Raw genomic sequence first — 24,910 nt, 5'->3', positions numbered from 1 at the left:
TCTAAATGTCCTATCTTTGATTAAGCGGATAGATGAATGAAAATCAAGAAAAAATTGAGAAAAACCTCTAAAAATGGTAAAATAAAAGTATAAAATAAATATTTTAAGAACGTTTTCAAACAAAAAGGAGATAAGATTATGAAATTGAGAACAACTATCTTGGCAACAACTGCCAGCGTAACGTTGCTTGGGTTAGGAAATAGTCAACCTGTGTATGCGAATAGTACAACAAGCAGTCAAGTAGAGAATTTAAAAAGTGAATTGATTAAAGCTAAAAGAGAATATGAACAAGCTAAAAGTATCTATGACAATGCTTTATCATCTGCACCTAGCAATACGATTACACTGAGCGATAAGTATATAAAGGCTTTGAAGACGGCTTTTTCTGATTTTAATATTAGCCAGACTGAACGTGATAAGGCACAGTATATTCTTGAGTCAGAGAGTGCTCAATTGAAAAATCAGCACAAGTTCCAAAAAGATTCAGTTGATCAAGGGGAGTATTTTGATGTCAACACTCTACCGCTAGTTGTTCGTCAGGAGTTGTCATTTTTTGCCCAAGATTTAATTAACCAAGTTCGTTCTCAGGTTGGGACACCTAGTGTCAGTGTTTCTAGCTCGGCGATTGATTTTGCGGATAAGGTGGCGAAAGCATATGTTCAAGATAACTGGGGATGGGATAAAATGAATATCTCAGGAAGTTCAGGACATGATGCAACTGGAATCAATCGTGTGGCGAGAGAGTATGGATTACCTACATCTAATGCAGAATCAGAGCTAAAAGGTGGGCAAAATTATGAAAATCTAGCTTCTCGTCTACCTGGTTTTAAAACAGCTACTAAGTCTCAATTGAAAGAGGCTATTTATGATGGTATGGTTGAATTTATGGTCGGTGGGACAGAATGGGGCCATGCTCAAGCAATTGCAGGATTGAACTGGGGGAATCCATCAAGTAAAGATTATTTTGGATTATCGTTTTCTAGTCTTTCCTCAGTAAGCTCTGCTCATTTCATCACTATTTCTCAGGAAAATATTAATCGAGCAACGAAATCTAATTTTAGTACAGCTTCAGTAACGGATCCAAGATCTTCAAATCGTTATCAGGCTGTAAAAAAATTAGAAAATGATTACAAAAATAAAGAGAAAATTTATCAAGATTTAAAAAGTAAGCTGGAGAACCAGACGGGTAAAAGTACTGTAGAAGAAAATAATTCTAAGAAAGCAGAACCCATTAAACCGATTGAAAACACATCTGATTTGCATGACCAATGGAAACAAGATGGAAGTTATTGGTATTATTTTGATCATGCAGGAAAAGCTCTTGTCAGTGGTTGGAAGGGAAACTATTATCTCAAATCAAATGGTGTGATGGCACGTAATGAATGGATTTATGATACAAACTATAAAGCTTGGTATTATCTCAAGTTAGATGGAAGCTATGCACAAAATAGTTGGCAAGGAAGTTACTACCTTAAGTCAGATGGAAAAATGGCACAAAGTGAGTGGTTATACGATTCCAACTATAAAGCTTGGTACTATCTCAAGTCAGATGGAAGTTATGCACAAAATAGTTGGCAAGGAAACTACTACCTTAAGTCAGATGGAAAAATGGCACAAAGTGAGTGGCTATACGATTCCAGCTATAAAGCGTGGTACTATCTCAAAGCAGATGGAAGTTATCTGAAAAATCAATGGTTCAAAGACGGAAGTGCTTGGTATTATTTAACAGCAGATGGTAAGATGGCACAAAATGAGACGATTGGCGGTTATCGTTTAGATTATTCTGGTAAGTGGATTTCTTAAAATTCATTACAATATTGTATAGAAAAGTCAGTGAAAGCTGGCTTTTTTCTATTGGAAAGGAAAGAGATGATTTTATATTATAAGAGGCCTCGGGCGCCAACATTTGAGGTTTTATATTGATTGATATTTTAGATAAGGAGATAGAATGCACAGAGTAAGAGAAACAAAAACATATGGATCTATTCGGAAATCAAAAATTTATGGAACTTGTGGAGTGATACTAGGTTTAGCAGCTTTAAGTATGATAAGTCCAGTTATGGCAGATGAACGAACTGAAAATAAGGCCACAAATGCGCCTTATGCCCAGACGAGTCCAAGCAGTATTTCTACTGAAAATCAAGGAAAGAGTGAAGAAAAAATAGGAAGGATAGAAATTTCTTTTTCTCATTCCAGTTTAGATGAAACTATTCGAAAGGCACAAGAAGCTGGATTGAAGGTGGAATTTGATTCTGTAGTAGATAAAGGAACTGCAAGTACAGCCTCTGAGTTGGAAAAAAAGCAAAAGGAAGTCGAAAGTGATTATCGCACACAAGCAGATAGTATTGAGAAAGCTACTGAAAAATATCGTGAAGATCAAAGACAAAATCAAACGAACCGAAAGAAAATCCAAGATGAAAATACTGCGAAGAAGGAACAATATCAAAAGGATTTAGCTTCTTATCAGGATGAAGTGAATCGAATTAATCAGAAGAATGCTGCTATTCGTGCAGAGAATGAAAAAAATCAACGAGAGAATCAGGCAGAAACAGATCGTATTAATCAAGAGAATGCAGAAATCCGAAAACGAAATGAAGCCAAGAGAGTAGCTTATGAAAGCTCTTTGACAGACTATACAAAGAAGCTAGCAACTATTAAAGCTGAACGAGAGGCAATTCAAACAAGCAAGCCTTTATTTGGATCTGAAACAGGTTTCAAAGTTTATGGAGGATACAATTCAGCTGGTAGGGGAAGTTTAGACTATTATCATAATTTTACAGTAGTACCAGATGATAATCTACCAGTAGAAAGTATGAGTGGTTTTTTAGGTTATCATGCAGATACCTATGTAACAGGAGGTACAGGAACTCGAGTTAGTAAGGATATTACGGGAACTTATGATGTAATTAAATCTCCAACATTTGGAGATACATTTTATATTCATAATATTGGGACGTTGACAGATGGTAGAAAGATTATGGCCAAAGTCATGGTTTCGGATTTAGGAGACTATCAGGGAGAAGTTCGAAATGGTGTTCCTGTGACAGATCCAGATATCTACCTCAAGAGTGGAGATGGTGGTAGTCTTTATTTTGTATATAATAATCATACACGTTTAGAGTTGATTTTTGATTTTTACATTGAAGGTACGACAACTCCTGTTTCCCTTTTAATTGGAACAGTGATTACCGATGTAGATTGGGGTCAAGGTTCAAATTTGAGTTATGGCTCGTCTGGTCGTGGAATGGTTCTTAATCCAAGTGGTTCAGGTTTGGATTTTGATGGTCGCGTTATGAAGGGAATAGAAAATGGTGTTAATGATACCTCGGATATTCCTAAGGGATCCTTTGCTTCAGTAGGGTATGGTTCTAGTTTAACGTACCTTCACATATCATCTCCTGGATCAACAGAGGGAAGAACTCCCGCTGAATGGGATGCAGAGAATGCGAGTGGAAATGTTCAAAACGTTGTTTTCACAATTCTTGGGGAGGGGGCGGAGTTGAAAAGTATTACACCTATCAAGCGTATCACTGAGCCAACCTATGAGAAGGAAACTACTCCACCCAATTCTCCAACTGGAAAAACTGAAGATGTACTCCCACCTAAACCTGAGGAGCCAAAGGAAAAAGAGATCCCCTCATTACTATCTCCTCCAACAGTAAGGGTTAGATATGCACGTTTACAGGCAATGCCTGGTCTAGAAAAATTTGTAAAAAATTCTTCTGGTGAATCTATTGATAAAAGTTATGTACCTAAACTTTCAACGGTCCAGTGGGAATTAACAACTAAGCCTCTTCCAGCTAATCGTGAAGCTATTACAGACTTTGAAATTGTGGATGCCTTGCCTTCAGGTTTTGTGTTAGATGTTGAAGCATCAAAAAAAGTTAGCTCAGATTTTGAATTAACTTATGACGAATCGAGCCATATTGTTCGGGTGAAAGGCTTAGAAAGTTTGAAATCTAAGCTTAATCAAGATTTAAGTAAGGAAGTACAAGTACCAGCTCCAATTTTAGTTGGTAAAGTAACGAATGATGGTGCAACCTATAAGAATAACTTCCAATTAAAAATTAATAATAAGTACGAAAGTTATTCAAACATTGTTCAGGTTTCAACACCTGGTAAACCGAATGATCCTAACAATCCGAATAATAATTTAATTCAACCTCTTAAACATAATTACAATAAGGATAAAGTTATCATTGATGGTAAACCAGTTCTAGCTGGTTCGACAAACTACTACCATATTACCTTGGATTATGATCAATATAAGGGGATGAAGGCAGATTCATCTACTATTTTAAAAGGATTCGGAGCGATTGATGATTACCCAGAAGAGGCTGTTACGATTAATCAATCGGATATTCGTTATATTGACAGCGAAGGACAAGAAGTTGCTGGTATCTCAGTGTATCAGTATGATTCTATAGATGCCGTTGATAATGATAAGGTAAAAGCTTTTCTTGCTAGTTCTGAAATTAAGCCTAAGGGTGCTTTCCAAGTATTTTTAGTGGATGATCCAGAAGCCTATTTTAACCAGTATATTAAATCAGGAAAATCGGTTACAATTATTGATCCAATGGTAACCAAGAAAGAACTGCGAAATACAGGGAAATCATTTGAAAATACAGCTTATCAAGTTGATTTTGGTAACGGTTATCAAACAGAAACAGTCGTTAATAATGTTCCTACTGCGAAACCAACCAAGAAGAATTTGAATAAAGCAGGCGTGAACATTGATGGGAAACAGGTCTTAGCAGGCTCTGTCAACTACTACAAGGTAACGGCAGATTATAGTCAATACAAGGGTATTGAAGCAGATAAAGACCGTATTGCCAAAGGGTTCTATATCGTTGATGATTACCCAGAAGAATCTGTTACCATCAATCAAGATGGTGTACAAGTGACGGATTCTAAAGGGCAAGTAGTTAAAGGTTTGAAAATGGCTCTTTATGAGAGTCTAGATAAGGCACCATCAGGCGTCCAAGAAGCCTTGAAGTCCAGCAATTTCACTCCTAAAGGAGCGATTCAAGTATTCGAGGCAGAGAATCCAGAGGAGTTCTACAAGACCTACGTGCAAACTGGAGAAGTTCTGACCATTACCAATCCAATGACTGTTAAGAAAGAATTAGGCAAAACAGGTGGTAAGTATGAGAATACAGCCTATCAGCTTGATTTTGGTTCAGCTTATATCACGGAAACAGTCGTTAATAATGTTCCTACTGCGAAACCAATCAAGAAGAATTTGAATAAAGCAGGCGTGAACATCGATGGGAAACAGGTCTTGGCAGGCTCTGTCAACTACTACAAGGTGACGGCAGATTATAGCCAATACAAGGGCATTGAAGCAGATAAAGATCGTATTGGTAAAGGGTTCTATATCGTTGATGATTATCCAGAAGAAGCTGTTACCATTAATCAAGATGGTGTACAAGTGACGGATTCTAAAGGGCAAGTAGTTAAAGGTTTGAAAATGGCTCTTTATGAGAGTCTAGATAAGGCACCATCAGGCGTACAAGAAGCTCTGAAGTCTAGCAATTTTACTCCGAAAGGAGCGATTCAAGTATTCGAGGCAGAGAATCCAGAAGAGTTCTACAAGACCTACGTGCAAGCTGGAGAAGTTTTGACCATTACCAACCCAATGACTGTTAAGAAAGAATTGGGTCAAACAGGTGGTAAGTATGAGAATACAGCCTATCAGCTTGATTTTGGTTCAGCTTATATCACGGAAACAGTCGTAAATAATGTTCCTACTGCGAAACCTACCAAGAAGAATCTGAATAAAGCAGGCGTGAACATCGATGGAAAACAGGTCTTGGCAGGATCTGTCAACTACTACAAGGTAACGGCAGATTATAGCCAATACAAGGGCATTGAAGCAGATAAAGACCGTATTGGCAAAGGGTTCTATATCGTTGATGATTACCCAGAAGAAGCTGTTACGATCAATCAAGACAGTGTACAAGTGACGGATTCTAAAGGGCAAGTAGTTAAAGGTTTGAAAATGGCTCTTTATGAGAGTCTGGATAAGGCACCATCAGGTGTCCAAGAAGCCCTGAAGTCTAGTAATTTCACTCCGAAAGGAGCGATTCAAGTATTCGAGGCAGAGAATCCAGAAGAGTTCTACAAGACCTACGTGCAAACTGGAGAAGTTCTGACCATTACCAATCCAATGACTGTTAAGAAGGAATTGGGTCAAACAGGTGGTAAGTATGAGAATACAGCTTATCAGGTTGATTTTGGTATGGCTTATGTTACTGAAACTGTAGTCAATAATGTTCCGAAGATTGAACCTAAGAAAGATGTAGTGATTGACCATTTAAGCAAAGAAAGTTTGGATGGAAAAGAGCTTAAGTTAAATCAAACATTTAATTATAAATTAGTTGGTTCCCTGATACCAAAGGATCGCTCGGAGCAGTTGTTTGAGTACAAGTTTAGCGATGATTATGATGAAACACATGATGAGTATCAAGGTATTTATCAAGTGTTTGCGACTGTAGATTTTGAAACAAGTGATGGCCAAAAATTTAAAGCTGGTGATGAATTAACTAAGTATACTAGTCAGGTAGTAGACAAGGCTAAAGGAAAAGTAGATATTAGCTTTGATGATGCTTTCTTGAAGTCGATTTTAGAAACTTCAGTATTTCAAGCAGAAGCTTACCTACAAATGACACGTATTCAAGCAGGAACAGTAGAAAATACATATCGTCATACGGTTAATGGTGTGGAAGTTGTATCTAATACAGTTGTGACTCATACTCCAGAAGAAGTCAAACCAAAGAAAGAAGAACCGAAATCCGAGGAACCAAAAGAAGAAGTTTCAAAAGTGGAATTGCCTAATACTGGTATGAGTAGTTCCAACAATTTAGCTCTTCTTGGAATGGCTATGGGAACAATCGCTTTAGCTTTATCTATGCGAAAAAAGAAGGAAGAATAGGTTAAAAAATTATGAGAAAATGGAAACAGAGTTGTAGTGTAATCTTAGGGCTAACAGTTCTAGGATTTGCGAATTTAGTTGAAGTTGTTACACCGTTTGTAGAGACCACAAAGGTTTATGCACAAGAGAATAGTAACGTAAATGGTAATACTCTAACTTTTACGGCTAAGTCTAGAGAAGAAATCAATCGAACTACAGAGAAGAAGATAAAGCCTATGGATTTATTGGTTTTGTTAGATTTTTCACCTTCGAATAACAGTAATATCACTAAAATGTTTTCAGATTTGAAGTCATTGGTTTCAACAATGTCTGATGAAGATCAAATTTGGTTGTTTAGTTATGATATGAATTTTAAAGATTCTTATAAAGCTAAAAGGTCTGAAATTGCATCGGGAAAGCCGATGAATAAGAAAAATCTTATTAATTTATTAGAAAATAAGGAACTTTCTTTTCTTTCGAGAGACACAGCTGCTTATAAGTTTAAAGATTTATTCAAAACAGAAGGCTGGAATGTATCAGGAGATAGTATAGGGAAAGATTTTTCAGAAATATACAATAATTATAGCGGAAAAAAGAACTCTTATGTTTCGACAATTCAGTTTACTGATGAGTGGCAAGGTGATGAAAAAATCGATGTTCAATATGCGAATTGGGCAAAAAATCATGCTAAAACATTCTATACAGTTACCTATAATGCCAATGAGAGTAGCTACTCTGTTGAAGCTATGAAGGCAGCAGGTCATAATAATATTTTTATATCTGGTTACTCTACGAATGAATCAGAAAGACAAAAAGCAATTAATGCTCAGTTTGCTAAAACAGCTGTTGAGGAAATCAAAGAAGAGACAGTTTCTGTGAAACAAAAAGGAACAGTCTCTATTATCCCTGAAGCAGATTTGACATTAACATCAGCAGAGCTAGTTTCTCCTAATGGTCAAAAAACTCCTCTAACTATCACCAATAATACCGTTTCTTGGTCAGGTGATTTGGATAATGGTTCTTATACTGTTCATTATACCTTTACTGGTACACCGTCTGTAGAACGTAGTATTCGCAGTTCTGTAACAGTAGATGGTAAAAAAGTAGATGAAAAAATCAATACTCTCAGACCTGAAAAAATTGCTTTTGAAACCAAATATGAAGAGGATCCATCGCTGGCTGCTGGTCAAGAGAAAGAAAAGCAAGCTGGTAGTGAGGGTTCACAATTGGTTTCTCTAAAAGATGGTAAGGTTATTTCAACTACTATTACAAAACCTAAAGTTGATCGCATTGTTCTTAGAGGAACTAAAGGATCAGACGTTGAGGTGAAGACAGAAGACATTCCTTTTAACACAACTTATACAGAGGATCCTGAGTTAGAAATTGGACAGACCAAAGTTGTAACTGAAGGCACTGTAGGTCAAAAAGAAATAACAAAGACTTATGTTACTCAATCAGGCAAACGTGTAGGGGATCCAGCTGTCACAGAGAAAATCCTTAAAAAAGCCGTTGATAAAGTAATTGCAAAAGGTACAAAAGGGCAAGATGTGGATGTTTCAGAGTCTGATATAGCTTTTAAGACTGTTTATACAGAGGATCCTGAATTAGAGTTTGGACAAGAAAAAATTCTAACTGAAGGTGTTCTAGGGGTTAAAAGAACTACTAAAACCTATGTAACTCAAAAAGGAGTTCGAACGAAAGATGAACCATCTATAAAAGAGGAAGTCCTCAAAGAAGCTGTTGATAAAGTAGTAGCTAGAGGCAGCAAATCAGCTGTTGCGGCTAAGGAACTAGATTACAAAACAACATATGTTGAGGATAAGGACTCAGAAGCAGGTAAAAAGACAGTTGTTACAAAAGGTAGCAAAGGTCATGAAACAAGCACTGTTACTCATAGCTTTAATTCTGAAACGGGAGAAGTGACCGCAAATGAACCAAAGGTTGAAAAAACTGAATCTGTAGACGAAGTTATTTCTGTGGGAACAAAGCCTGTTGTCACAACTAAAGATTTGGATTATAAAACAAAATATGTTGAAGACAAAGAGTCAGAAGCAGGTAAAAAGACAGTTGTTACAAAAGGTAGTAAAGGTCATGAAACAAGCACGATTACCTATAGTTTTAATTCTGAAACAGGAGAAGCAACCGCAAATGAACCAAAGGTTGAAAAAACTGAATCTGTAGACGAAGTTATTTCTGTGGGAACAAAGCCTGTTGTCACAACTAAAGAGTTGGATTATAAAACAACATATGTTGAGGATAAAGAGTCAGAAGCAGGTAAGAAGACAGTTGTTACAAAAGGTAGCAAAGGTCATGAAACAACCACGATTACCTATAGTTTTAATTCTGAAACAGGAGAAGTGACCGCAAATGAACCAAAGGTTGAAAAAACTGAACCGGTAGACGAAGTTATTTCAGTAGGGATTAAGCCCAAAGTTGAAATTAGGGAAACAGAATTTAAAACTGAAAAACGAGAAAATAAAGATTTAAAGAAAGGTGAAGAAAAAATTGTTCAAGCCGGTGTTAAAGGTAGAGAAACAATTACGACAACTTATTATCTTAATCCAGATACTGGAGAGGTAAAAGAAAACAAACCGAGTCTTGAAAAAGTAGATCCTGTAAATGAAATTATTGAAGTAGGCACCCAAGCTGAAAAAGTATTACCTAATACGGGAACTAGTTTATCCAATTTCTTGACTTTGACAGGAATCATTGGAATAGCATTAGGAATCTCTGTAATAATCTATAGGAAGTTAAAGAAAAAGTAGTAAAATATAATGTAAAAACAATATAAAAAATATTGTTAAGGTTGTCGATTTATGCTATAATTACGGTAGATTGTGGAGGGGTAGAGTTATGAAATTTGGGAGTGATTTTTCCTGGTTATGGGTAGCTTTTATTAGGATTTTTACAGCTCCCTTTTATATCATTCTTTGGTGTATTAATGTTGTGAAATCAGCTGTCGGTATGTTTTTATTCTGGATTATAGGAAAGATATGTCTGACACTTGTGTTACTTGCGTTGTTAGGTTGTGTACACTATTTTTTTAAAGAATCCAGTGAAAAATTTTTATCAGCTATTCTTGGATGGTACTATTCTAATATTATGGGGTGGTCCCCTGAACCATGGATGACTGACGGTCAAATATTTGAAGCTCCCAAGGGGGCTGTTAGTTTCTTCCCATATCCAAATATTGAAGTTCCGATAATGATTGTACTTACTCTTCTAGTAGCTACTGTTCGGACGATTTATCGTGAAGAATTTGATGAATTATAAAAATAGTATTGTGTTTGGCACTGTAGAAATCTCTGCAGTGCCTTTTGTTATAAAAAAAGAAATTAAAAGAGGTAAAACAAATGGAAATTCTTACAAAAATTTTTGCTGGTCTAGGCGGTGTTGGAACAGTTTTAGGTCTTATTTGGATCTGGAATGGTACAATTGACTATATCCAAGGAAGAAAGAATAAAGATAAGCAAAGGCAAGATGATGGGGCAGATTCTATGACTAATGGTGTCTATTTATCTGTCGCTTCTTCAGGGATTGCGGCCGCAATTATTGCAGCACTAAATCTGATAAAATTTTAGGAGTAGCCTATGAATTTAGATATTAGAGAGCTAACTAGTTCTCTTTCCAGTTACAGCTCTGCGACAAACCAAGCTGTAAATATAATGGCTGATGCAGTCAGACCTATTGGGTATATCCTTTTAGGTCTTTTTTTCTGGTTTGAAATGGCATCATGGTTACAAATGGTCAAGTCGCGAGGAGGTTCATTAACACAGAAGATTTGGCTAGAGGCCTTGATGAAGTATTTATTTGCTTTCATAATGATTTCTGCTTCATCTCAAATTTGTGATGCCATTCTGGAATTACTTAATATTGTTGTGAAAGTGATTGCTCATGTAACACCTACCGTTAAAACAACCATTGATTCTAATATTTCTGGTGGAAAAGGTTGGTTTGAAAAACAAATTATTGGATTTGTTGGTTTTATTGTCGGTAAAGTTTCTAACATTATTCTAGGGATTATTGTTTTCTTACGTTACTTGGATTTATATATGCTTAAAGCCATAGCTCCATTGTTAGCAGCCTTCTTTATGATGGATTCGTTGCGATCTGTTACGATTAACTTCCTGAAATACTTTGCGGCCTCTGCCCTTATTGGTGTCATCCTAATTATTGTTTCTGTTGTATACGATTCGATTGTGGCAACAGATCTTCTCAAGGTTACGACTGCAGACAATGGTACTTGGGGAACAGCATTTGCTTCAATTGCCAAAGGAGTAATCTATATCTTTGTAATGGTTGGATCTAGTCGAAAAGCCAAGCAGCTTTTAGGAGTGTAATCCATGTCTAGAGAAATTAGGATTGTCCGATGTGAACTATGTATAGAGAATCGTGTGGATGTTTTCTATAGAAAGAGGTGACTATCGATGGAAACGTTAAAAGAGATAGGAAATAAACAATTTAATAATTTACAAAAGCAACATGGGACAAGAGAGTTAAAGGATAAAATAACTTCTCTTGAACAAGAAATAACACGTCTTTCTTGGTTTGCCTATGAACATGAATTATTATCGGAGCCTTTATTGGAGTGGATATTGGATGGTAAAGTTAAGATATCTGAGATTCCTCGTGCTGTTCGGATGAGTAGTTACGGTGATGAACTATATATTTATGCTTGGGGCTACGCAGAAGCTAAGCAAGATGCTTTTTATGGCATGAGAATTCTTACCCTTCTTCAGGAAGATATAAAGCACTGTGTTATAGCCGATAGTATCAGTCAAACAGAGTATGTTTACCGTTTGGAACAGTGGATTAAATATATGGCTCGTGGTAAAATGGTCTTCAAAGGAGATGAAAACTTTGAACGCTATTTTCAGGAACAAAAAGCGGCTAACAGAAGTCTATTCGATACTGAGGGGTTATGAGAATGAAATCAAATTGTTAAAGAAACAGTTAAGCATTCTTAATAGAGATTTGCCAAGAATTGAAGAATCGAATTATAGTGAAAGAATGATTCTTTTTAGTAAGACTATTCAGAATAGACGTATTATTATCACGGTGCGCTATAACCTAAATTATAAAAAACAGGTTGAGATGCTTTATTTTAGCTTGGATGATGGTCAAGGAAAGACTAAATACGCTCATCAGTTACAACTTCAAGCCCTCTATGGTAATCATGATGGATTATTTAAACAATTGGTAATAAGGGATTTTCTTATAAGAGATCCTAATAGAGGATATGGCAGTCTATTATTAAGGGAATCTCTTCTTCATATTAGTCAATTATTTGGAGTAAAGACTAAAATTGTTGGAAAGTTGTCTTTTGTAGACGAAGTAGACAAGGTAAATCATCAACGTTGAGATCATTTGTACCAAAAATTTGGTTTTTCTATCACAGATGGAAGAATTTCGCTTGATGAGATTCCTGTAGCTATGCTTGTAAAGGAACGTGATAAATAACTGACATAACACTAACAGTTCTAGAGGAACTGTTTTTTTGATGGGAAGGAAACTAATTGAAAAAAATTGGATCAGAATTTTTAAGAGAATTTGAAAACGAGGACAAGCCAATTCTATTTGGTCTAACTACTAGAATGCTTGTTCTATACGTGTGTTTGATAATAGCTGTCTCAGGGACAATTGCTATATACTTCTTTGGTTTGCCTGATTGGTACATTTATCTGTGGGATGCTCTATTTGTCGTTCCTGGTGCAATGTACGGTACAGGCATGACAAAAAGAATGCGGATTAAAGAAAAAATCAATTTCTTTTTCCGAATCCAACAAAGAACCTATGAGACAGAATTTGGAAAGGTAGGAATGTATACGAAAGATGAGTTTATTCAAAAGCAAAAGAGAAAAACTAGAAAACGCAGAAAAGAAAAGAATTGAGCGCTTGCGTCGTCAGATGAAACCTACGACGCAAAATACGATCAATTACACACATCTACATGAAGATGGATTAATGCACATTGCACGTGAGAAGTATTCTCGTAGCTTTATGTTGGGGGATGCTTCTTACTCTACAGCTCAACAAGATGAAAAAGAGAGTATCATCGATACAACGATGGACGCTCTAAATTCACTGGATGAGGGCAGTAACTACCAACTCCTAGTCATTAACCGTCGAGTATCGGATAACTCCTTGCAGAATATCTTGTTTGAAGAAACAAATGATGGCTACGATGACTATCGTGAAGAATTGAACGAGATGATCAAGGAGCGATTTACAACACATGCTAACAACTTCGAGGTACATAAGTATGTGACCATTTCAACGAACGCTGATGATCGAAAACAGGCGCAGTTGATCCTACAAGATATTGGAGTTTCCCTAGGGACTCAGTTCCAGGAATCTGATATTACTTTTAGGGATATGAATGGTTTGGATCGCCTAAAAGTCTTTTCTGAGCTACTACGAGGTAATCCCTATGTTAATTTTGATTACAAAGAAATTGCTTTGACAGGTTTATCTACTAAATCATTTATTGCGCCAAACAGGATTGAATTTCAAGAAAAACGCATGATTATAGATGATAGCTGGGTCAAGGTACTTTATGCCCACCGCTATCCTAACTGGATGTCTGATCGGCTTATTCGGGATTTAACAACACTAGGATTTGAACTAGCTATTACTATCCATGCAGAACCTTATGAGAATGTTGAAATCTTAGAGAAGATTGACGATGCAGAAATGGATGCTGAAATTGGGAAACTTCGTTCTAAACGCAAGGCGGCTCAATCTGGTATCTTTGATGATGCGGTGGTTGCTGGTCGTGACCAAGAAATCTCAGAAGCTACCAAGAAGTGGCGAGACGAGATTACTGAGTATGATCAGAAAATCTTCTCTGGTTTGATTGCAGTGTATTTTAAGGCAGAGAGCCAAGAGGAATTACAACGTAATGAACAAAAGATTAAGCGTGCGGGCCGTAAATTAGGGGTAGAGTTTGATGATCTTTATTATTATCAAGAAGAGGCTTTGAATACGATTCTACCTATTGGAGAGTGCTTCTTGAATGTGAAGAAGAATTTCATGAGAAAGATGACAACAGCTAATATTGCTACGCAAGTTCCTTTTACCAACGTGGACTTGAAGTCTGAAAGCTCACTCGCTCGCTACTATGGTCAAAATCAGTTATCAAACAATATCATTACACTAGATCGAAAACGTGATTTGAACACGGGTTCAGGGGTTGTGTTAGGTTCTTCAGGATCTGGTAAATCTACGACAATCAAGGGTGGAGAACTTATTCCAACTTTACTGAAATATCCAGAAGACCGAGTTATCATCGTGGATCCCGAAGATGAATATTCTGATATTGGCCGTGCTTTCGGTGCTCAGATGGTGGATATTTCGATTGGTTCTAAAACACATATCAATCTTTTGGATCTACCAGATCTGGATCGTTTGGATGATGAGGATGACGATCCAATAGGGGATAAAGCAAACTTGTTGATGGGATTGTTTGAATCGATTCTGTCAGAGGTGACAGATGCCCAGATTGGGATTATTGATCGAGTGACAGGTGTGACTTATGAACGCTATTTGACGGAGAATTTTACCCCAACATTAAAAGAGTGGCACCAGGTCTTGAAAGAACAACCCGAACCCGAAGCACAAGACTTAGCTTTAGCAGTAGAGACCTATACAACTGGTTCTCAAGACATTTTTGCTCACAATACCAACGTGGATCTCAATCATCGCTTTGTTATCTTTAATCTGAAGAAGTTATCGCACAAATTGAAGCCGTTCGCTTTGATGGTGATTCAGGATTATATCTGGAATCAAATTGTAGAGAATCAAGGGAAATGTACTACATGGGTTTACTTTGATGAGATGCAGATTCTATTTAAAAATAAGGCTCAAGCAGACTTCTTTACTACGTTGTATTCACGGATTCGGAAATACGGTGCGATTCCAACAGGAATTACCCAGAACGTAGAAACACTAGCTGCTGTTGAAGAAGGTCGGAAATTGCTCTCAAATAGTGAGTTTATGATTTTACTCAAACAAAAACCCCAGGATTTGGCTATCCTAAAAGAGATTGTCAATCTGACTGACAAACAGATTCGCTACTTAGCACGGCCAAAAGCTAAAGGTACTGGCTTAATCGTAGCAGGGTCAGTTGTGGTGCCTTTTGAAAATCCAATACCAAAGAATACTAAGTTGTATAACTTAGTCGCAACAGACGCTTAGGAGTCTTACTATGGATCAGGAGAAAGGCAGACCAAAAACAATCGGTCATAGGTTAGATCGAAAGCTAGAAAAAGTTCGTAAGAATTACCGAACGGTTCAACAAGATAGCGCAAAACAACTTACGAAGTTACAATCTCAGACCAACTCTAAACGTCAGTTGGTAAAGAAGAGTCGAAGCCAATTTCGAGCTTCTAAGAACAAGGTCAAGAAGATACAAAAAGAGTACAAGAATATCCAGAAACAAGGAAAAAACCTTGAAAAAGAAGGAAAGGCACTTCGTCCAGAGGAAATTAAAAAGCAGGCCTTCCTTAAGCAGGAATTAGATAAGGCGAAACTGGAGAAAAAAACTTCTAAAAGAACTTTTAAAGTCGCTCAAGAGGCTAATGGTGGTTCACGCAAGAAGAAGTTGTTCCGTGCTACGAAACAGGCTCTAGAACGATCAACCAGTCAACAGGCTAGCTCTGTTGCGCATCAGGATGATACACTGTCAGATATAGCACGAGCTAAGTATCGGTATCAGGATATTCAGATTCAAGGGAAACGGATCAAAACGATTGGGAAGTATAGCGGTAAAATTGGCCAAGGAATGGTTAAATCGAGCTATAGCCTTGGAAATAGAGCCTACAATAAGGCTAAGGGTAGGGGCTTCACTCGAACTCCAAGAGAATTTTCTTGGGAAGGAAAACTCTCTCGTCGTATTCAGGATTATAAGAAACGCTTGGCTGCTTCTAAAACAGGGAAAGTGGCTAAGAAAGCGAGGAAGTTTTACCGTGTAGGTTCTAAACCGCTTAAAGCTATTCTCAAAAATCCATTTAGCTTAAAGGCTTATCTGATTGCATTTGGTCTGCTTTTGTTTCTGGCTATACTTGGTATCGGTAGTTCAGGAATTACCCGTCAAGATGAATTTGATTTGAATGATACTTGGTTGTATCTTTCAAAATTGGATCGTGAAAAATCGGATGACAAGGTAGATTATTGGACAAATATTGACGATCCACTTCTGTACTTGAATTATAAGTATGATGATATTTCAGATAAGCTTCGTATAGACGGGAATAAATATTTTTCACAACAGAATCGAGGGAAACTTTACTTAGATACCTTATGGAAGAATTTGAATGGGGATAAAGACAATCTTAAAACGATGGAAGAGCTTTATACCAAAAATAATCTCTATAAGCTTGATAAGGACGAGTTAGAGGAGTATAAAGAACTCTTAGAAATTGCTAGAGATAGCGGAAAATATATGTTGCTTCAAGAACTAGATAATCCATTTTATACAGAAGAACAACCTGAATCACAAGCACCTCTTCAGATTATTGAGCGTTTTGGATATAAATCGAAGACGGAAGTTTTTAATGGCTCTGTTTTGCAGGTTTCAGGAGGTCAGTCTCTGTTAGCTGTTTTAGATGGGAAAGTTGAAGTTAAGGGGAGTGACATAGAAATTAGTGATCAGGATTCTAAGTTTCTGTATAAGAATGTAGATACGATTCGCTATAAAACAGGTGATCATGTTAAATCTGGAGAGATCATCGGGAAAGTAGCACCTGAAGGGAATCAAACTGTTTATTATCAAAAGCTAGAACCTGATCGATCAAACAAGAAAGATAAAGATGGGAATATCAAGAAGAGCTGGACTTATGTCAATGTCGGTTTTTACTTCCAGCGTGTAGAATATACCCAAGCAACGTCTGTTGTCAGTAATATTGAAACATCTGGAGATAAAGGAAGACGTGCAAGAGCTTTTGCGGATGCAATCAAAAAAAATATACCAGAAGCAACAGATGAAGGAATCGCAGCCGTTTTGGGAGGATTTGATATTGAGAGTTCCATCACCTTTAAACGCTATGAAACAGACTTTCTAACCAATAATCAGTTTGATAAAGTCGCTAAAGAACCAACTGCAGAAAATCTAGTTGGTAATTGGGGAGCCTTTCAAGCTATGTACCCTACCTTGCCTCTAAATGAAAGAGGTTATCTAGTCAACGGTTTGCACTATATCGGTATTGGGATTGGTCAATTTACTGGCCCTCGTGCTCTTGCATTGTGGAATTTTGCAAAATCTGTGAATGGAGATATTTGGTCTGCGGAAGTCCAAACAAAATTTCTTCTGGAGGAAGATGATCCAACTAGACGTGCAGCATTCAGAAGAATTGTAACATCTACTGGATCCGTAGAAGCTCTTACGGAGGACTTCTTGAACGCTTGGTTGGGAGTACCAGGTAATAAGCTCTTAGAACGACAAAATGCAGCCCGTCAATGGCTAAATTTCTTAAAAAATAAAGGAGGAGGTTCAACAGGTGTTTCTAGCAAGCAAGTTCCAGCAGAATATAAAGATAAGCTACCTTATGGACTACCTACCGATCAAGCACTTTTAGAAGGACAAGGCTATTCAGGTAACGCTTATGAACTAGGGAATTGTACTTGGTATGTTTATAATCGCTTTGCTCAAATTGGAGTTGGCATTCATCCCTATCTAGGAAATGCCAATCAGTGGGTTGATAGTGGCCAAGCGCAAGGATATGACATTTCAACTACTCCTAAACCAGGTTCTGCAGCTGTATTCATGAATGGTGTAGCTGGGGCATCGCCATTCTATGGTCACGTTGCTTTTTGTGAGTACGTTAATAGCGATGGTAGCTTCTTAGTTTCAGAAATGAATTTTGGTGGTTTATATGTATCAAGTTGGCGTACCTTGAAACCACAATCAGGTATCTATTTTGTTACCCCTAAATAAGAAAGGAAAAGAATGTATAATCAAAAGTTAATCAAAATGGTAAAGGGACTCTTTATGGGATTCATTGCCGTTTTATGTATTGTCCTGGGCTATTCTATTGCTCAAGTACAACAGAATTTGAGACAGACTAGTCAAAGTCAGGAAGAGGTGAAGCAAGATAAAGAAGAGAAACAGCAGGAACAATTTTCTCTTACTGAACAACAGGTTGAAGATTTTTTGATTGCTTACTATACAAAAAAGGATTTAGAAGAGAATCGCCCACGCTATAAGCCTTTTATGACGGATTCTATGTATCAGGAAACTGTTCAAGAAGAACAAAAGCCAGTCAACCAGACCTATAAGGGGTATGTGGTTGACCAAGCTTTTGAATCAGGATCTATATACATTGATAAACAACATAAAATTGCTTTAGCTCAGGTTCAATATACTAGTACCACCCTAACAGAGAAAGATAATAGGGCTTCTAAGGGGCTTACTGGTAGTACTAAGGCTACAATTCGGTTGACCTATGTAGAAAAAGCAGGGAAACTATTGGTTAATAAAATTGAGCCTATTGTCTTGACTGAGGCAAAGGGGCAAAGTATAGGAACCTATTCAGATACTAGCAGTTCAAGCTCGACTCCAGTTTCCTCTACATCAACGACAACACCTACATCTTCTGAACCAACAACCGCAACTAGTAGTCACCAATAAGGAGAATGGAATGAATAAAAAAATAGAACAACTTGAAGGTAAGCTTGAGAAAGTGAGAAAAGATAAGGAAAAAGCGCAACTACAAAAAGAAGAAGCAGATAAAAAAATCAAGAATTACATAAATCAAGAAAAAGATTTTGAAGCACAGCTTTTTGTGGCACTATCAGAAGAAAGTGGCTTATCCTACCAGGAAATGAAGGAACTCATTCTTCCAGCACAATCAAGTAACCAAGGAGTGAACCATGTATAAAATTATCAATCAATTGACTAATCAAGAGGAAACATTTGAGCACCGAGATGATTTATTATCAAGGCTAGAAATCATCAATGAGCGAATGAAGAGTAATAAAATAAACGGAACATATCGGCTTTATTCTCTTAATCCTGAAGGTGAAATCCTACAAGAAGAAAGTCTAGAAATACCTTTTGTTGGAATCATTGATCAGTTGCTGGGAAATTTTGGTATGAGTGCAGGAAAGAAAAAGAAAGGTTTTCTTCATTTTTTAGCAAAACATAAAGAAAAAAACTCCTTACTAGGAACACCAGAACCTCAACCCCAACCAGAAGCAAATCCTGAACTAGAAGATTTAACGGTAAAGGAAGAGGCGAATATGGCTCGTCAAAGAATTGCTGAGCTAGTTTCTCAGAAGCCTCAAGATGAGGTTGGAGAGAAAGTACCTTTGGAAGATAAAAATACCTATTCTTCCAGTGAATGGACTACAGAAGACTTCAGTAGGTTGGATAAAAAAGAGGAAGAACTAGTAGAAGCTTCACAAGATATGCCTACACAAGAAGTAGTTTCTATTGTTGAAAAATCAACGCAGGAAGAGAAAATACTTCTTTCTGTTAAAGAAGATAAGGGTAATGTTGAACCTTCCTTCTCCCTTTCTCATGTGACTTCAGTAAATTTACCTTCAGAGGTCATTGATAGCTTTGAGACTCAGACCATCACTTATAAGCAGTCTATTAAACATAAAATTCAGTCTAACGAAGAGTTTATCCAGGAAGCAAACGAGGAAATTATTGAGTGTCAAAATAAAATCAATGAGTTGCGACAACAGATTCTTGCCAAAGAGAAACAAGCTAGTCAACTGAAGGATCTTTATTTCAAAATTGAAGAGGTGAGCTAAAATGGAACAAGAACAAGTGGTAGCCCAATTAGGACGGGCAACTCTTGTGACAGGAGAAATCATCTTAAAAGGACTCTTCCTGGTAAGCTCTAAGGCAGTTGAAATGTATCAAGCCAGAGGGGAGAATGTGGTCTTTACTGGTGAGACAGACTGGAATAAATTCATGGCAACAGCAGATGCTAAAGAAGTCCAGCAATTACTAAATAATGAAGTCAATCTCGAGGCAGTTCGAAAAGAACTTGGCCAATACGGGATTGGCTTTTCTTTTTATACACACCCTGATGGTAAGACAACTCTTGCTTTCAATGCAAAAGATAAAGGAGTTGTCGAACAAGCCTTTAAGGATGTCCTAGAAGGCATCACAAGAGATCCGAGAGGATTCAATGAGCGGAACCTTAAAAATGGGAAAACAACTTCTTTTGAGGAGAAATTACAACATTTCAAAGCAGTGGAACAAGAGAAAATTTCTTCCCTCCAGGTAAACATTCATACGAAGGAGTTTGTTCTTCCAGAAAATATCGAACCACAGATTGGAGGAAAAATGAAGTGATTACAGAAAAGAAGAAACGGAGACTTAGACCGTATTTGTTGTTAGGAATTGGTCTATTCTACCTCTTTCATTGGTTCTTTAAACTATGGCTGTTGGCACCAAATACTGATTCAGTAACAGATGTATTTGGATTTGGAAAGCTTAACTGGATGAATGACCATCTAAACGATAAATCTTGGTTTGATTTTCAATTTACTCCAGCTTCGTTATTAATTGGTATGGGCGGATTTTTGATTGCTTTTCTACTGTATTTAAGAGTATCGGATACAGGTACGTACAGGTATGGGGAGGAACATGGATCGGCTCGTTTTGCGACAAGAGAAGAGTTGATGAGATTCCGAGATGAAGAACCTGAAAAGAATATGATCTTTACCCAGAATAGCCAGATGGGACTATTTAATAACCGCTTGAGCTTTGAAAATCAGATTAATAAAAATATTCTGGTATATGGAGGTACAGGGGATTCAAAGACACGTAGTGCTGTAAAACCGAATATATTACAAGCTAACTCTAGTTTTGTAACTACAGATACCAAAGGGATTTTGATTCATGAAACAGGGAAATCTCTTGTAGAAAAGGGTTATAAGATGAAGATTTTTGATTTGATTACTTTCCTGAATTCAGATGGTTTCAACGTTTTTAGATATATTCATAATGAAATGGATATAGACCGAGTGGCAGAGGCAATTACAGAGTCTCTCAACAGAAATGGTCATGAAAGTGATCCTTTTTGGCCTGCAGCAAATAAACTCTTGATGCGTTCTCTAATTGGCTATCTTTATTTTGATGGTCAAATCGATCACTATCTGCCTAATTTGGGGCAGATTACAGATATGATTCGAGAATTGAGAAGGAATCATCCAGAAGCGGAGAGTCCTGTTGAATTGATGTTTGAAGATCTGGAGAGAAGGAGCCCAGGGAATTATGCCTGCAGGCAGTGGGAACTATTCAATAAAAACTTTGATGGCCAAACACGGGCTTCTGTTTATGCCATTTTTGCAACAACCTTCTCAGTGTTTGACCATGAGCAACTAAGAAAGATTATTGAAAAGGATACGCTGGAGATTGAAAAATGGAATATTGAGAAAACAGCAGTTTTTATTCATATTCCAGAAGTAGATCCAGCTTACCAGTTCTTATCTGCCCTTTTTTTTAGTACCATTTTCGATGTGCTAATAAAAACTGCAGATGCAGTTATATTAGGTAATCATACAACAAAGACCAAAGAAGAGCTATTACATCTACAAGTGTGGGCAGATGAGTTTGGTCAGATTGGGAAGATTCCTAATTTACCGCCAATTATCTCTGTTATTCGTTCTCGAGAGATTTCTATCAAGATGATGGTACAATCTCAAAGTCAGATTGAAGTGTTATATGGTAAAGAAAATACGAAGACGATTATCAATAACTGTGGTGCTATTCTTTATTTAGGTTCCAATGACTTAGACACGCTTAAGTACCTATCTGAACGATCAGGGAAGCAAACTTTGAATGATCAGAATTATAGTGAGAGCAGAGGAAGAAATGCCAGCAGTTCTAAGCAAAACTCCAAAATTGGTCGAGAACTGTTGACACCGCATGAGGTTGCCACGATTGGAACAACAGAAGCCCTACTCTTTCTATCCAAACAAAATGTCTTTCGAGATCAAAAATTTAACCTGGACACGCATCCGAGAGCTTACCTCTTAAGTAATGGCCCGAATGATGACAACTGGTATCGATACAAGCGCTATCTGAGCGATATTGATGAGTGGAAAGCCCAGGTTGGGGAAGAAAATGTTATTCATATTGGGATTAAGGAAGTTGAGGAAGTTCCTCTCAAAGTGAGTTAGAAAAGAAAGGAAATCTAATGGAATTTTATGACTCTTATTGCGTTTTCATAGCAATAAATTGGGATCAGTATGTGTGGCTACATCAGGAAGGCGAAAAAATAACCTGGCATGAAAATTTTGCTCATGCAGGTTTTTTCCGTGATTTTAATACAGCTAAAAGGGTAGTGGAAACTCATTTATTAGAAACTTTTGGAGCCATAGGCTTCTATAAAATTGTTGGTTTTTCTACAGATGAACGTGGGTATTTAGAAACTAAGAACTAGATAGCACAATGTGTTTTGGTATTTTGTGATATAATGAATGGAGAATAAGCGATGATTGAAAGGAGTACACTAATCCTATGATATCTACTATAAAAAATTATTATGAAAGGTGGATGAAACGGCATGAACGCCGTTACAAAGAAGCTTTTGGGTACTATAATCGACGGTCAAAAGAGGCAATCTTAGCAGAATTTATAGAGTTAGAAATAAAAAAAGAGAGAAGTTCCCGTAGCTGGAAATTATTGGTAGGTCTAGTATTAACCATCATTTTTTCAAATGATTTAAAACGAATTTTAGCAATCTTATTTTCACCTTTAACAGGATTACCTACTAAGGAATTGAATGAAAGTGTGTTACTGAGTATCATTATAGCACTATTTATAGTTTTGTTATTTTTGACTATTTTGATCTATAATTTTAGCTACTCATTGTTATTAAGACGCTATCTTATTTTGAAACGCTATATAGAAGAACACTATACTTAAATAGAGGAGATGAATTTGAATAGAGATCGAATGTTTAAAGTATTAAAAAGTCCATGTACGCCTTATGTGGCAATAGAATTAATTTATGCAATAGTTGTTATTTGCTTTAATATTAATCTGGGAAATTTAAATAAGCAACTAACACATCATTTTGATATTGATAAAATGATAAATCAGAAAGATGTGTCAATTGCGTCTAATGTCATGTCATATGAAAATAATATATCATGGCACTTTTTGTTTTTTGGAATCTTGTTAATTATCATTGGTTTTATAATACCTATATTATTTTCAATGATAAATAAGTCTAGTTATAAGAGTGAGGAAATCAAAAATGTCATTTGGTTCATTATCTTTATAGTCACACTGGTTAATTTCTTTTTAATTGCTTCAATATCGAAATCTCTTTATAGTCCGATTATCATAGCCACTTTAATAGTGTGTGCGGTAGGAGCATTATTGGGAACTCTTGCAATCTCTAATAACTAAACAGTAAAAGGCAGCCGTAATGGCTGTTTTTTTGATGAGGAGAATCAAATGAATTTAGATCAACTTAAGCAACGGCGAGATGAGCTGATTAAAGATAATGAGTTTATGGATAACTTAATTAAGGAGAAGGAAGAAGAGTTATGGGAAGTGAAAGTGAGAATGATTGCTGCTTCTGAGTTGGCTAGATCAGCATTGGAATCTGCTTTACGTTCCGCAGGTATCGTAGATACCTTTTACGGCTCAGATAACGGAAAGAAAGGAAACGAAATAGAATGAATACACTACCACAAAAACAATTTAAACGAATGAAGCGTGAAGTTGAGGAAGAAACTGCTCGAGGGATTGGTTATTTTGAGGGGATTTTAGAACATATCCCTTCTTACCCCCTATCTGAAGCAGTAAAAGAGCTGGCTTTAGCTGGTTGGATTACACCTCATACAGATGTCGTTGATGTCCAAAATATGATTGTTACTGAATCCATAAAATGGATGAATTATCAAGATTTCAAAGAAGTTGCTCCCTATTTATTTTCATATCCTCGAGAGCAACGAGACAAAGATTTATTGGTTCAACCAGTGAAAATCTCCAGAGAGTATTTTGAGGAATTACAAGCCAATGCAGAAGAATTATTTCACTTGAAACAAGACTTGCTTCAGGTTAATAATCAATTAGATGCTAAGATTAAAGAATTGGAGATGGATCAGCTACCCAATGGCGATCAGGTCATTGGAGTTGATCCGGAAGCTGAGGAGGTATTGTTACTACGAACTCCAGAAAATGCTCAGGTTGAGGAGTGGGAGGTTCGTAAAGATGGCTTGATTACTGATTATCGTTCCAATCTTTCAGAATCAGCTCAAATTGTAGATACTTTGCTTGAAATGGAGAATCCAGAGATCGATACCATTCTTTACGAAGAAGTAATCAACTATTCTAAGAAAACTTGGCCAGATTCAGAACCGATTCAACTTCCAGAAAATATCAAGGAACTATTGAATCAAGAGGGCAAGCTTGACCCCTCATATTATCAAATAGCCCAGTTTGAAACAGTAAAACAAGCCTATATCTATGGAATGATTTCACCTAGTTTTCAGGAACATTTCCCTCATTATTCAGACTTTGTTAGGAACTATGTAGAAGATAGGGAACAATATGAGTTTTTCAACTATCGTACAGAAGCCGTTTCATTAGCTCAGGAAATTCTAGTACCACGTTTAGGAGATATTAACCAGATTTTAGGAACGAATAACCAGGAGTTAATCGTTCAAGAGGTCGTTGGTTATTCTCAAGGTGAAAGCTGGGAACTAGCTTATTTACGGGATACAAAGACGGAAGATAGAGAATCTGTTCGATTCTATCTTGAAAGTGAGATTGGAGCTTGGTATAAGGGGAGTTTGACAGAGTTGGCTGTTATCCGCTTTGATGATATTGATTTAGAGAAAGGATTTAATGGCCATCAGGAAGCAGTCTATCATATCGATGAGAACTTGTTAGTTCAGGATAAGCTAAAACAAGCCCAACTCCATTTTCCTGATTTAAAACGCTTTGTAGAAGCAGAAGAACTTAAGAGAGAACAGACACAAGATATAGTAGCAGAAAAAGAAGATCCGGAATTTTCATTTTAG

21 protein-coding genes are annotated in these 24,910 nt (G+C 36.8%); all 21 read left to right on the top strand.

Translation table 11 applies throughout. The features are described 5' to 3' along the window. Positions 1 to 138 precede the first annotated feature (138 nt). Positions 139 to 1,803 (top strand): SEC10/PgrA surface exclusion domain-containing protein, encoded by a 1,665-nt coding sequence (locus tag SK629_RS08765; RefSeq protein ID WP_042901493.1) that lies wholly within the window; start codon positions 139 to 141, stop codon positions 1,801 to 1,803. A 145-nt stretch (positions 1,804 to 1,948) separates the two neighbouring features. After that, on the top strand, positions 1,949 to 6,934 hold the full coding sequence (locus SK629_RS08760) for an SspB-related isopeptide-forming adhesin (protein ID WP_042901492.1): 4,986 nt from the start codon (positions 1,949 to 1,951) through the stop codon (positions 6,932 to 6,934). Positions 6,935 to 6,945: 11 nt separating this feature from the next. Beyond that, positions 6,946 to 9,678 (top strand): G5 domain-containing protein, encoded by a 2,733-nt coding sequence (locus SK629_RS08755; RefSeq protein ID WP_042901491.1) that lies wholly within the window; start codon positions 6,946 to 6,948, stop codon positions 9,676 to 9,678. A gap of 88 nt (positions 9,679 to 9,766) precedes the next feature. Next, on the top strand, positions 9,767 to 10,186 hold the full coding sequence (locus SK629_RS08750) for a hypothetical protein (RefSeq protein WP_042901490.1): 420 nt from the start codon (positions 9,767 to 9,769) through the stop codon (positions 10,184 to 10,186). Between the two features lie 80 nt (positions 10,187 to 10,266). After that, entirely contained in the window at positions 10,267 to 10,494 is a 228-nt protein-coding gene (locus SK629_RS08745; RefSeq protein ID WP_042901489.1) for a hypothetical protein, read from the top strand. A gap of 9 nt (positions 10,495 to 10,503) precedes the next feature. Beyond that, positions 10,504 to 11,253 carry a conjugal transfer protein TrbL gene (locus tag SK629_RS08740; protein WP_042901487.1) on the top strand — a complete coding sequence of 250 codons (750 nt, stop codon included), beginning with the start codon at positions 10,504 to 10,506 and terminating at the stop codon, positions 11,251 to 11,253. A gap of 87 nt (positions 11,254 to 11,340) precedes the next feature. Continuing rightward, a complete protein-coding gene (locus SK629_RS08735) occupies positions 11,341 to 11,838 on the top strand; it encodes a hypothetical protein (protein ID WP_042901485.1) in 498 nt (165 codons plus the stop codon). Positions 11,839 to 11,851: 13 nt separating this feature from the next. Continuing rightward, positions 11,852 to 12,274: a hypothetical protein gene (locus SK629_RS08730; RefSeq protein ID WP_050492368.1), complete on the top strand. Its 423-nt coding sequence runs from the start codon at positions 11,852 to 11,854 to the stop codon at positions 12,272 to 12,274. A 155-nt stretch (positions 12,275 to 12,429) separates the two neighbouring features. Next, entirely contained in the window at positions 12,430 to 12,804 is a 375-nt protein-coding gene (locus SK629_RS08725) for a hypothetical protein (protein ID WP_042901484.1), read from the top strand. Next, positions 12,746 to 15,109: a VirB4-like conjugal transfer ATPase, CD1110 family gene (locus SK629_RS08720; RefSeq protein WP_042901483.1), complete on the top strand. Its 2,364-nt coding sequence runs from the start codon at positions 12,746 to 12,748 to the stop codon at positions 15,107 to 15,109. The genes SK629_RS08725 and SK629_RS08720 overlap by 59 nt, the downstream gene beginning before the upstream one ends. Positions 15,110 to 15,119: 10 nt before the next feature. Next, positions 15,120 to 17,846 carry a phage tail tip lysozyme gene (locus tag SK629_RS08715; protein ID WP_042901482.1) on the top strand — a complete coding sequence of 909 codons (2,727 nt, stop codon included), beginning with the start codon at positions 15,120 to 15,122 and terminating at the stop codon, positions 17,844 to 17,846. 12 nt (positions 17,847 to 17,858) lie between these two features. Beyond that, positions 17,859 to 18,539, top strand: a complete 681-nt coding sequence (locus tag SK629_RS08710) for a hypothetical protein (protein ID WP_042901480.1) — start codon at positions 17,859 to 17,861, stop codon at positions 18,537 to 18,539. Between the two features lie 10 nt (positions 18,540 to 18,549). Next, positions 18,550 to 18,789, top strand: a complete 240-nt coding sequence (locus tag SK629_RS08705; RefSeq protein WP_042901479.1) for a hypothetical protein — start codon at positions 18,550 to 18,552, stop codon at positions 18,787 to 18,789. Next, positions 18,782 to 19,669, top strand: coding sequence for a hypothetical protein (locus SK629_RS08700; RefSeq protein ID WP_042901478.1), 888 nt, complete (start codon positions 18,782 to 18,784; stop codon positions 19,667 to 19,669). The genes SK629_RS08705 and SK629_RS08700 overlap by 8 nt, the downstream gene beginning before the upstream one ends. 1 nt (position 19,670) lies before the next feature. Then, entirely contained in the window at positions 19,671 to 20,219 is a 549-nt protein-coding gene (locus SK629_RS08695; RefSeq protein ID WP_042901477.1) for a DUF3801 domain-containing protein, read from the top strand. Then, positions 20,216 to 22,051, top strand: a complete 1,836-nt coding sequence (locus SK629_RS08690; RefSeq protein WP_042901476.1) for a VirD4-like conjugal transfer protein, CD1115 family — start codon at positions 20,216 to 20,218, stop codon at positions 22,049 to 22,051. The genes SK629_RS08695 and SK629_RS08690 overlap by 4 nt, the downstream gene beginning before the upstream one ends. 17 nt (positions 22,052 to 22,068) lie before the next feature. Then, positions 22,069 to 22,314, top strand: a complete 246-nt coding sequence (locus SK629_RS08685) for a hypothetical protein (protein WP_042901475.1) — start codon at positions 22,069 to 22,071, stop codon at positions 22,312 to 22,314. Between the two features lie 113 nt (positions 22,315 to 22,427). Further along, positions 22,428 to 22,799, top strand: coding sequence for a hypothetical protein (locus SK629_RS08680; RefSeq protein ID WP_235219620.1), 372 nt, complete (start codon positions 22,428 to 22,430; stop codon positions 22,797 to 22,799). Between the two features lie 30 nt (positions 22,800 to 22,829). Next, positions 22,830 to 23,288, top strand: coding sequence for a hypothetical protein (locus tag SK629_RS08675; protein ID WP_235219619.1), 459 nt, complete (start codon positions 22,830 to 22,832; stop codon positions 23,286 to 23,288). A 48-nt stretch (positions 23,289 to 23,336) separates the two neighbouring features. Continuing rightward, positions 23,337 to 23,564, top strand: coding sequence for a hypothetical protein (locus tag SK629_RS08670; protein WP_042901473.1), 228 nt, complete (start codon positions 23,337 to 23,339; stop codon positions 23,562 to 23,564). Further along, a complete protein-coding gene (locus SK629_RS08665) occupies positions 23,561 to 24,910 on the top strand; it encodes a hypothetical protein (RefSeq protein WP_042901472.1) in 1,350 nt (449 codons plus the stop codon). The genes SK629_RS08670 and SK629_RS08665 overlap by 4 nt, the downstream gene beginning before the upstream one ends.

Source organism: Streptococcus mitis, from assembly GCF_000722695.1.
In the GTDB taxonomy this organism is placed as follows: domain Bacteria; phylum Bacillota; class Bacilli; order Lactobacillales; family Streptococcaceae; genus Streptococcus; species Streptococcus mitis_O.
The sequence above is the reverse complement of the archived record's forward strand: the minus strand, read 5'-3'. Positions and strand labels throughout refer to the sequence as shown.

Bases quoted from the DNA above. Each gene is read 5' to 3' on its own strand.
- SK629_RS08695 (WP_042901477.1), top strand. From the start codon at position 19,671: ATGGAACAAGAACAAGTGGTAGCCCAATTAGGACGGGCAACTCTTGTG.
- SK629_RS08680 (WP_235219620.1), top strand. From the start codon at position 22,428: ATGAAACGGCATGAACGCCGTTACAAAGAAGCTTTTGGGTACTATAAT.
- SK629_RS08705 (WP_042901479.1), top strand. From the start codon at position 18,550: ATGAATAAAAAAATAGAACAACTTGAAGGTAAGCTTGAGAAAGTGAGA.
- SK629_RS08715 (WP_042901482.1), top strand. From the start codon at position 15,120: ATGGATCAGGAGAAAGGCAGACCAAAAACAATCGGTCATAGGTTAGAT.
- SK629_RS08750 (WP_042901490.1), top strand. From the start codon at position 9,767: ATGAAATTTGGGAGTGATTTTTCCTGGTTATGGGTAGCTTTTATTAGG.
- SK629_RS08765 (WP_042901493.1), top strand. From the start codon at position 139: ATGAAATTGAGAACAACTATCTTGGCAACAACTGCCAGCGTAACGTTG.
- SK629_RS08760 (WP_042901492.1), top strand. From the start codon at position 1,949: ATGCACAGAGTAAGAGAAACAAAAACATATGGATCTATTCGGAAATCA.
- SK629_RS08665 (WP_042901472.1), top strand. From the start codon at position 23,561: ATGAATACACTACCACAAAAACAATTTAAACGAATGAAGCGTGAAGTT.
- SK629_RS08745 (WP_042901489.1), top strand. From the start codon at position 10,267: ATGGAAATTCTTACAAAAATTTTTGCTGGTCTAGGCGGTGTTGGAACA.
- SK629_RS08735 (WP_042901485.1), top strand. From the start codon at position 11,341: ATGGAAACGTTAAAAGAGATAGGAAATAAACAATTTAATAATTTACAA.
- SK629_RS08700 (WP_042901478.1), top strand. From the start codon at position 18,782: ATGTATAAAATTATCAATCAATTGACTAATCAAGAGGAAACATTTGAG.
- SK629_RS08685 (WP_042901475.1), top strand. From the start codon at position 22,069: ATGGAATTTTATGACTCTTATTGCGTTTTCATAGCAATAAATTGGGAT.
- SK629_RS08710 (WP_042901480.1), top strand. From the start codon at position 17,859: ATGTATAATCAAAAGTTAATCAAAATGGTAAAGGGACTCTTTATGGGA.
- SK629_RS08675 (WP_235219619.1), top strand. From the start codon at position 22,830: ATGTTTAAAGTATTAAAAAGTCCATGTACGCCTTATGTGGCAATAGAA.
- SK629_RS08720 (WP_042901483.1), top strand. From the start codon at position 12,746: ATGAGTTTATTCAAAAGCAAAAGAGAAAAACTAGAAAACGCAGAAAAG.
- SK629_RS08740 (WP_042901487.1), top strand. From the start codon at position 10,504: ATGAATTTAGATATTAGAGAGCTAACTAGTTCTCTTTCCAGTTACAGC.
- SK629_RS08755 (WP_042901491.1), top strand. From the start codon at position 6,946: ATGAGAAAATGGAAACAGAGTTGTAGTGTAATCTTAGGGCTAACAGTT.
- SK629_RS08670 (WP_042901473.1), top strand. From the start codon at position 23,337: ATGAATTTAGATCAACTTAAGCAACGGCGAGATGAGCTGATTAAAGAT.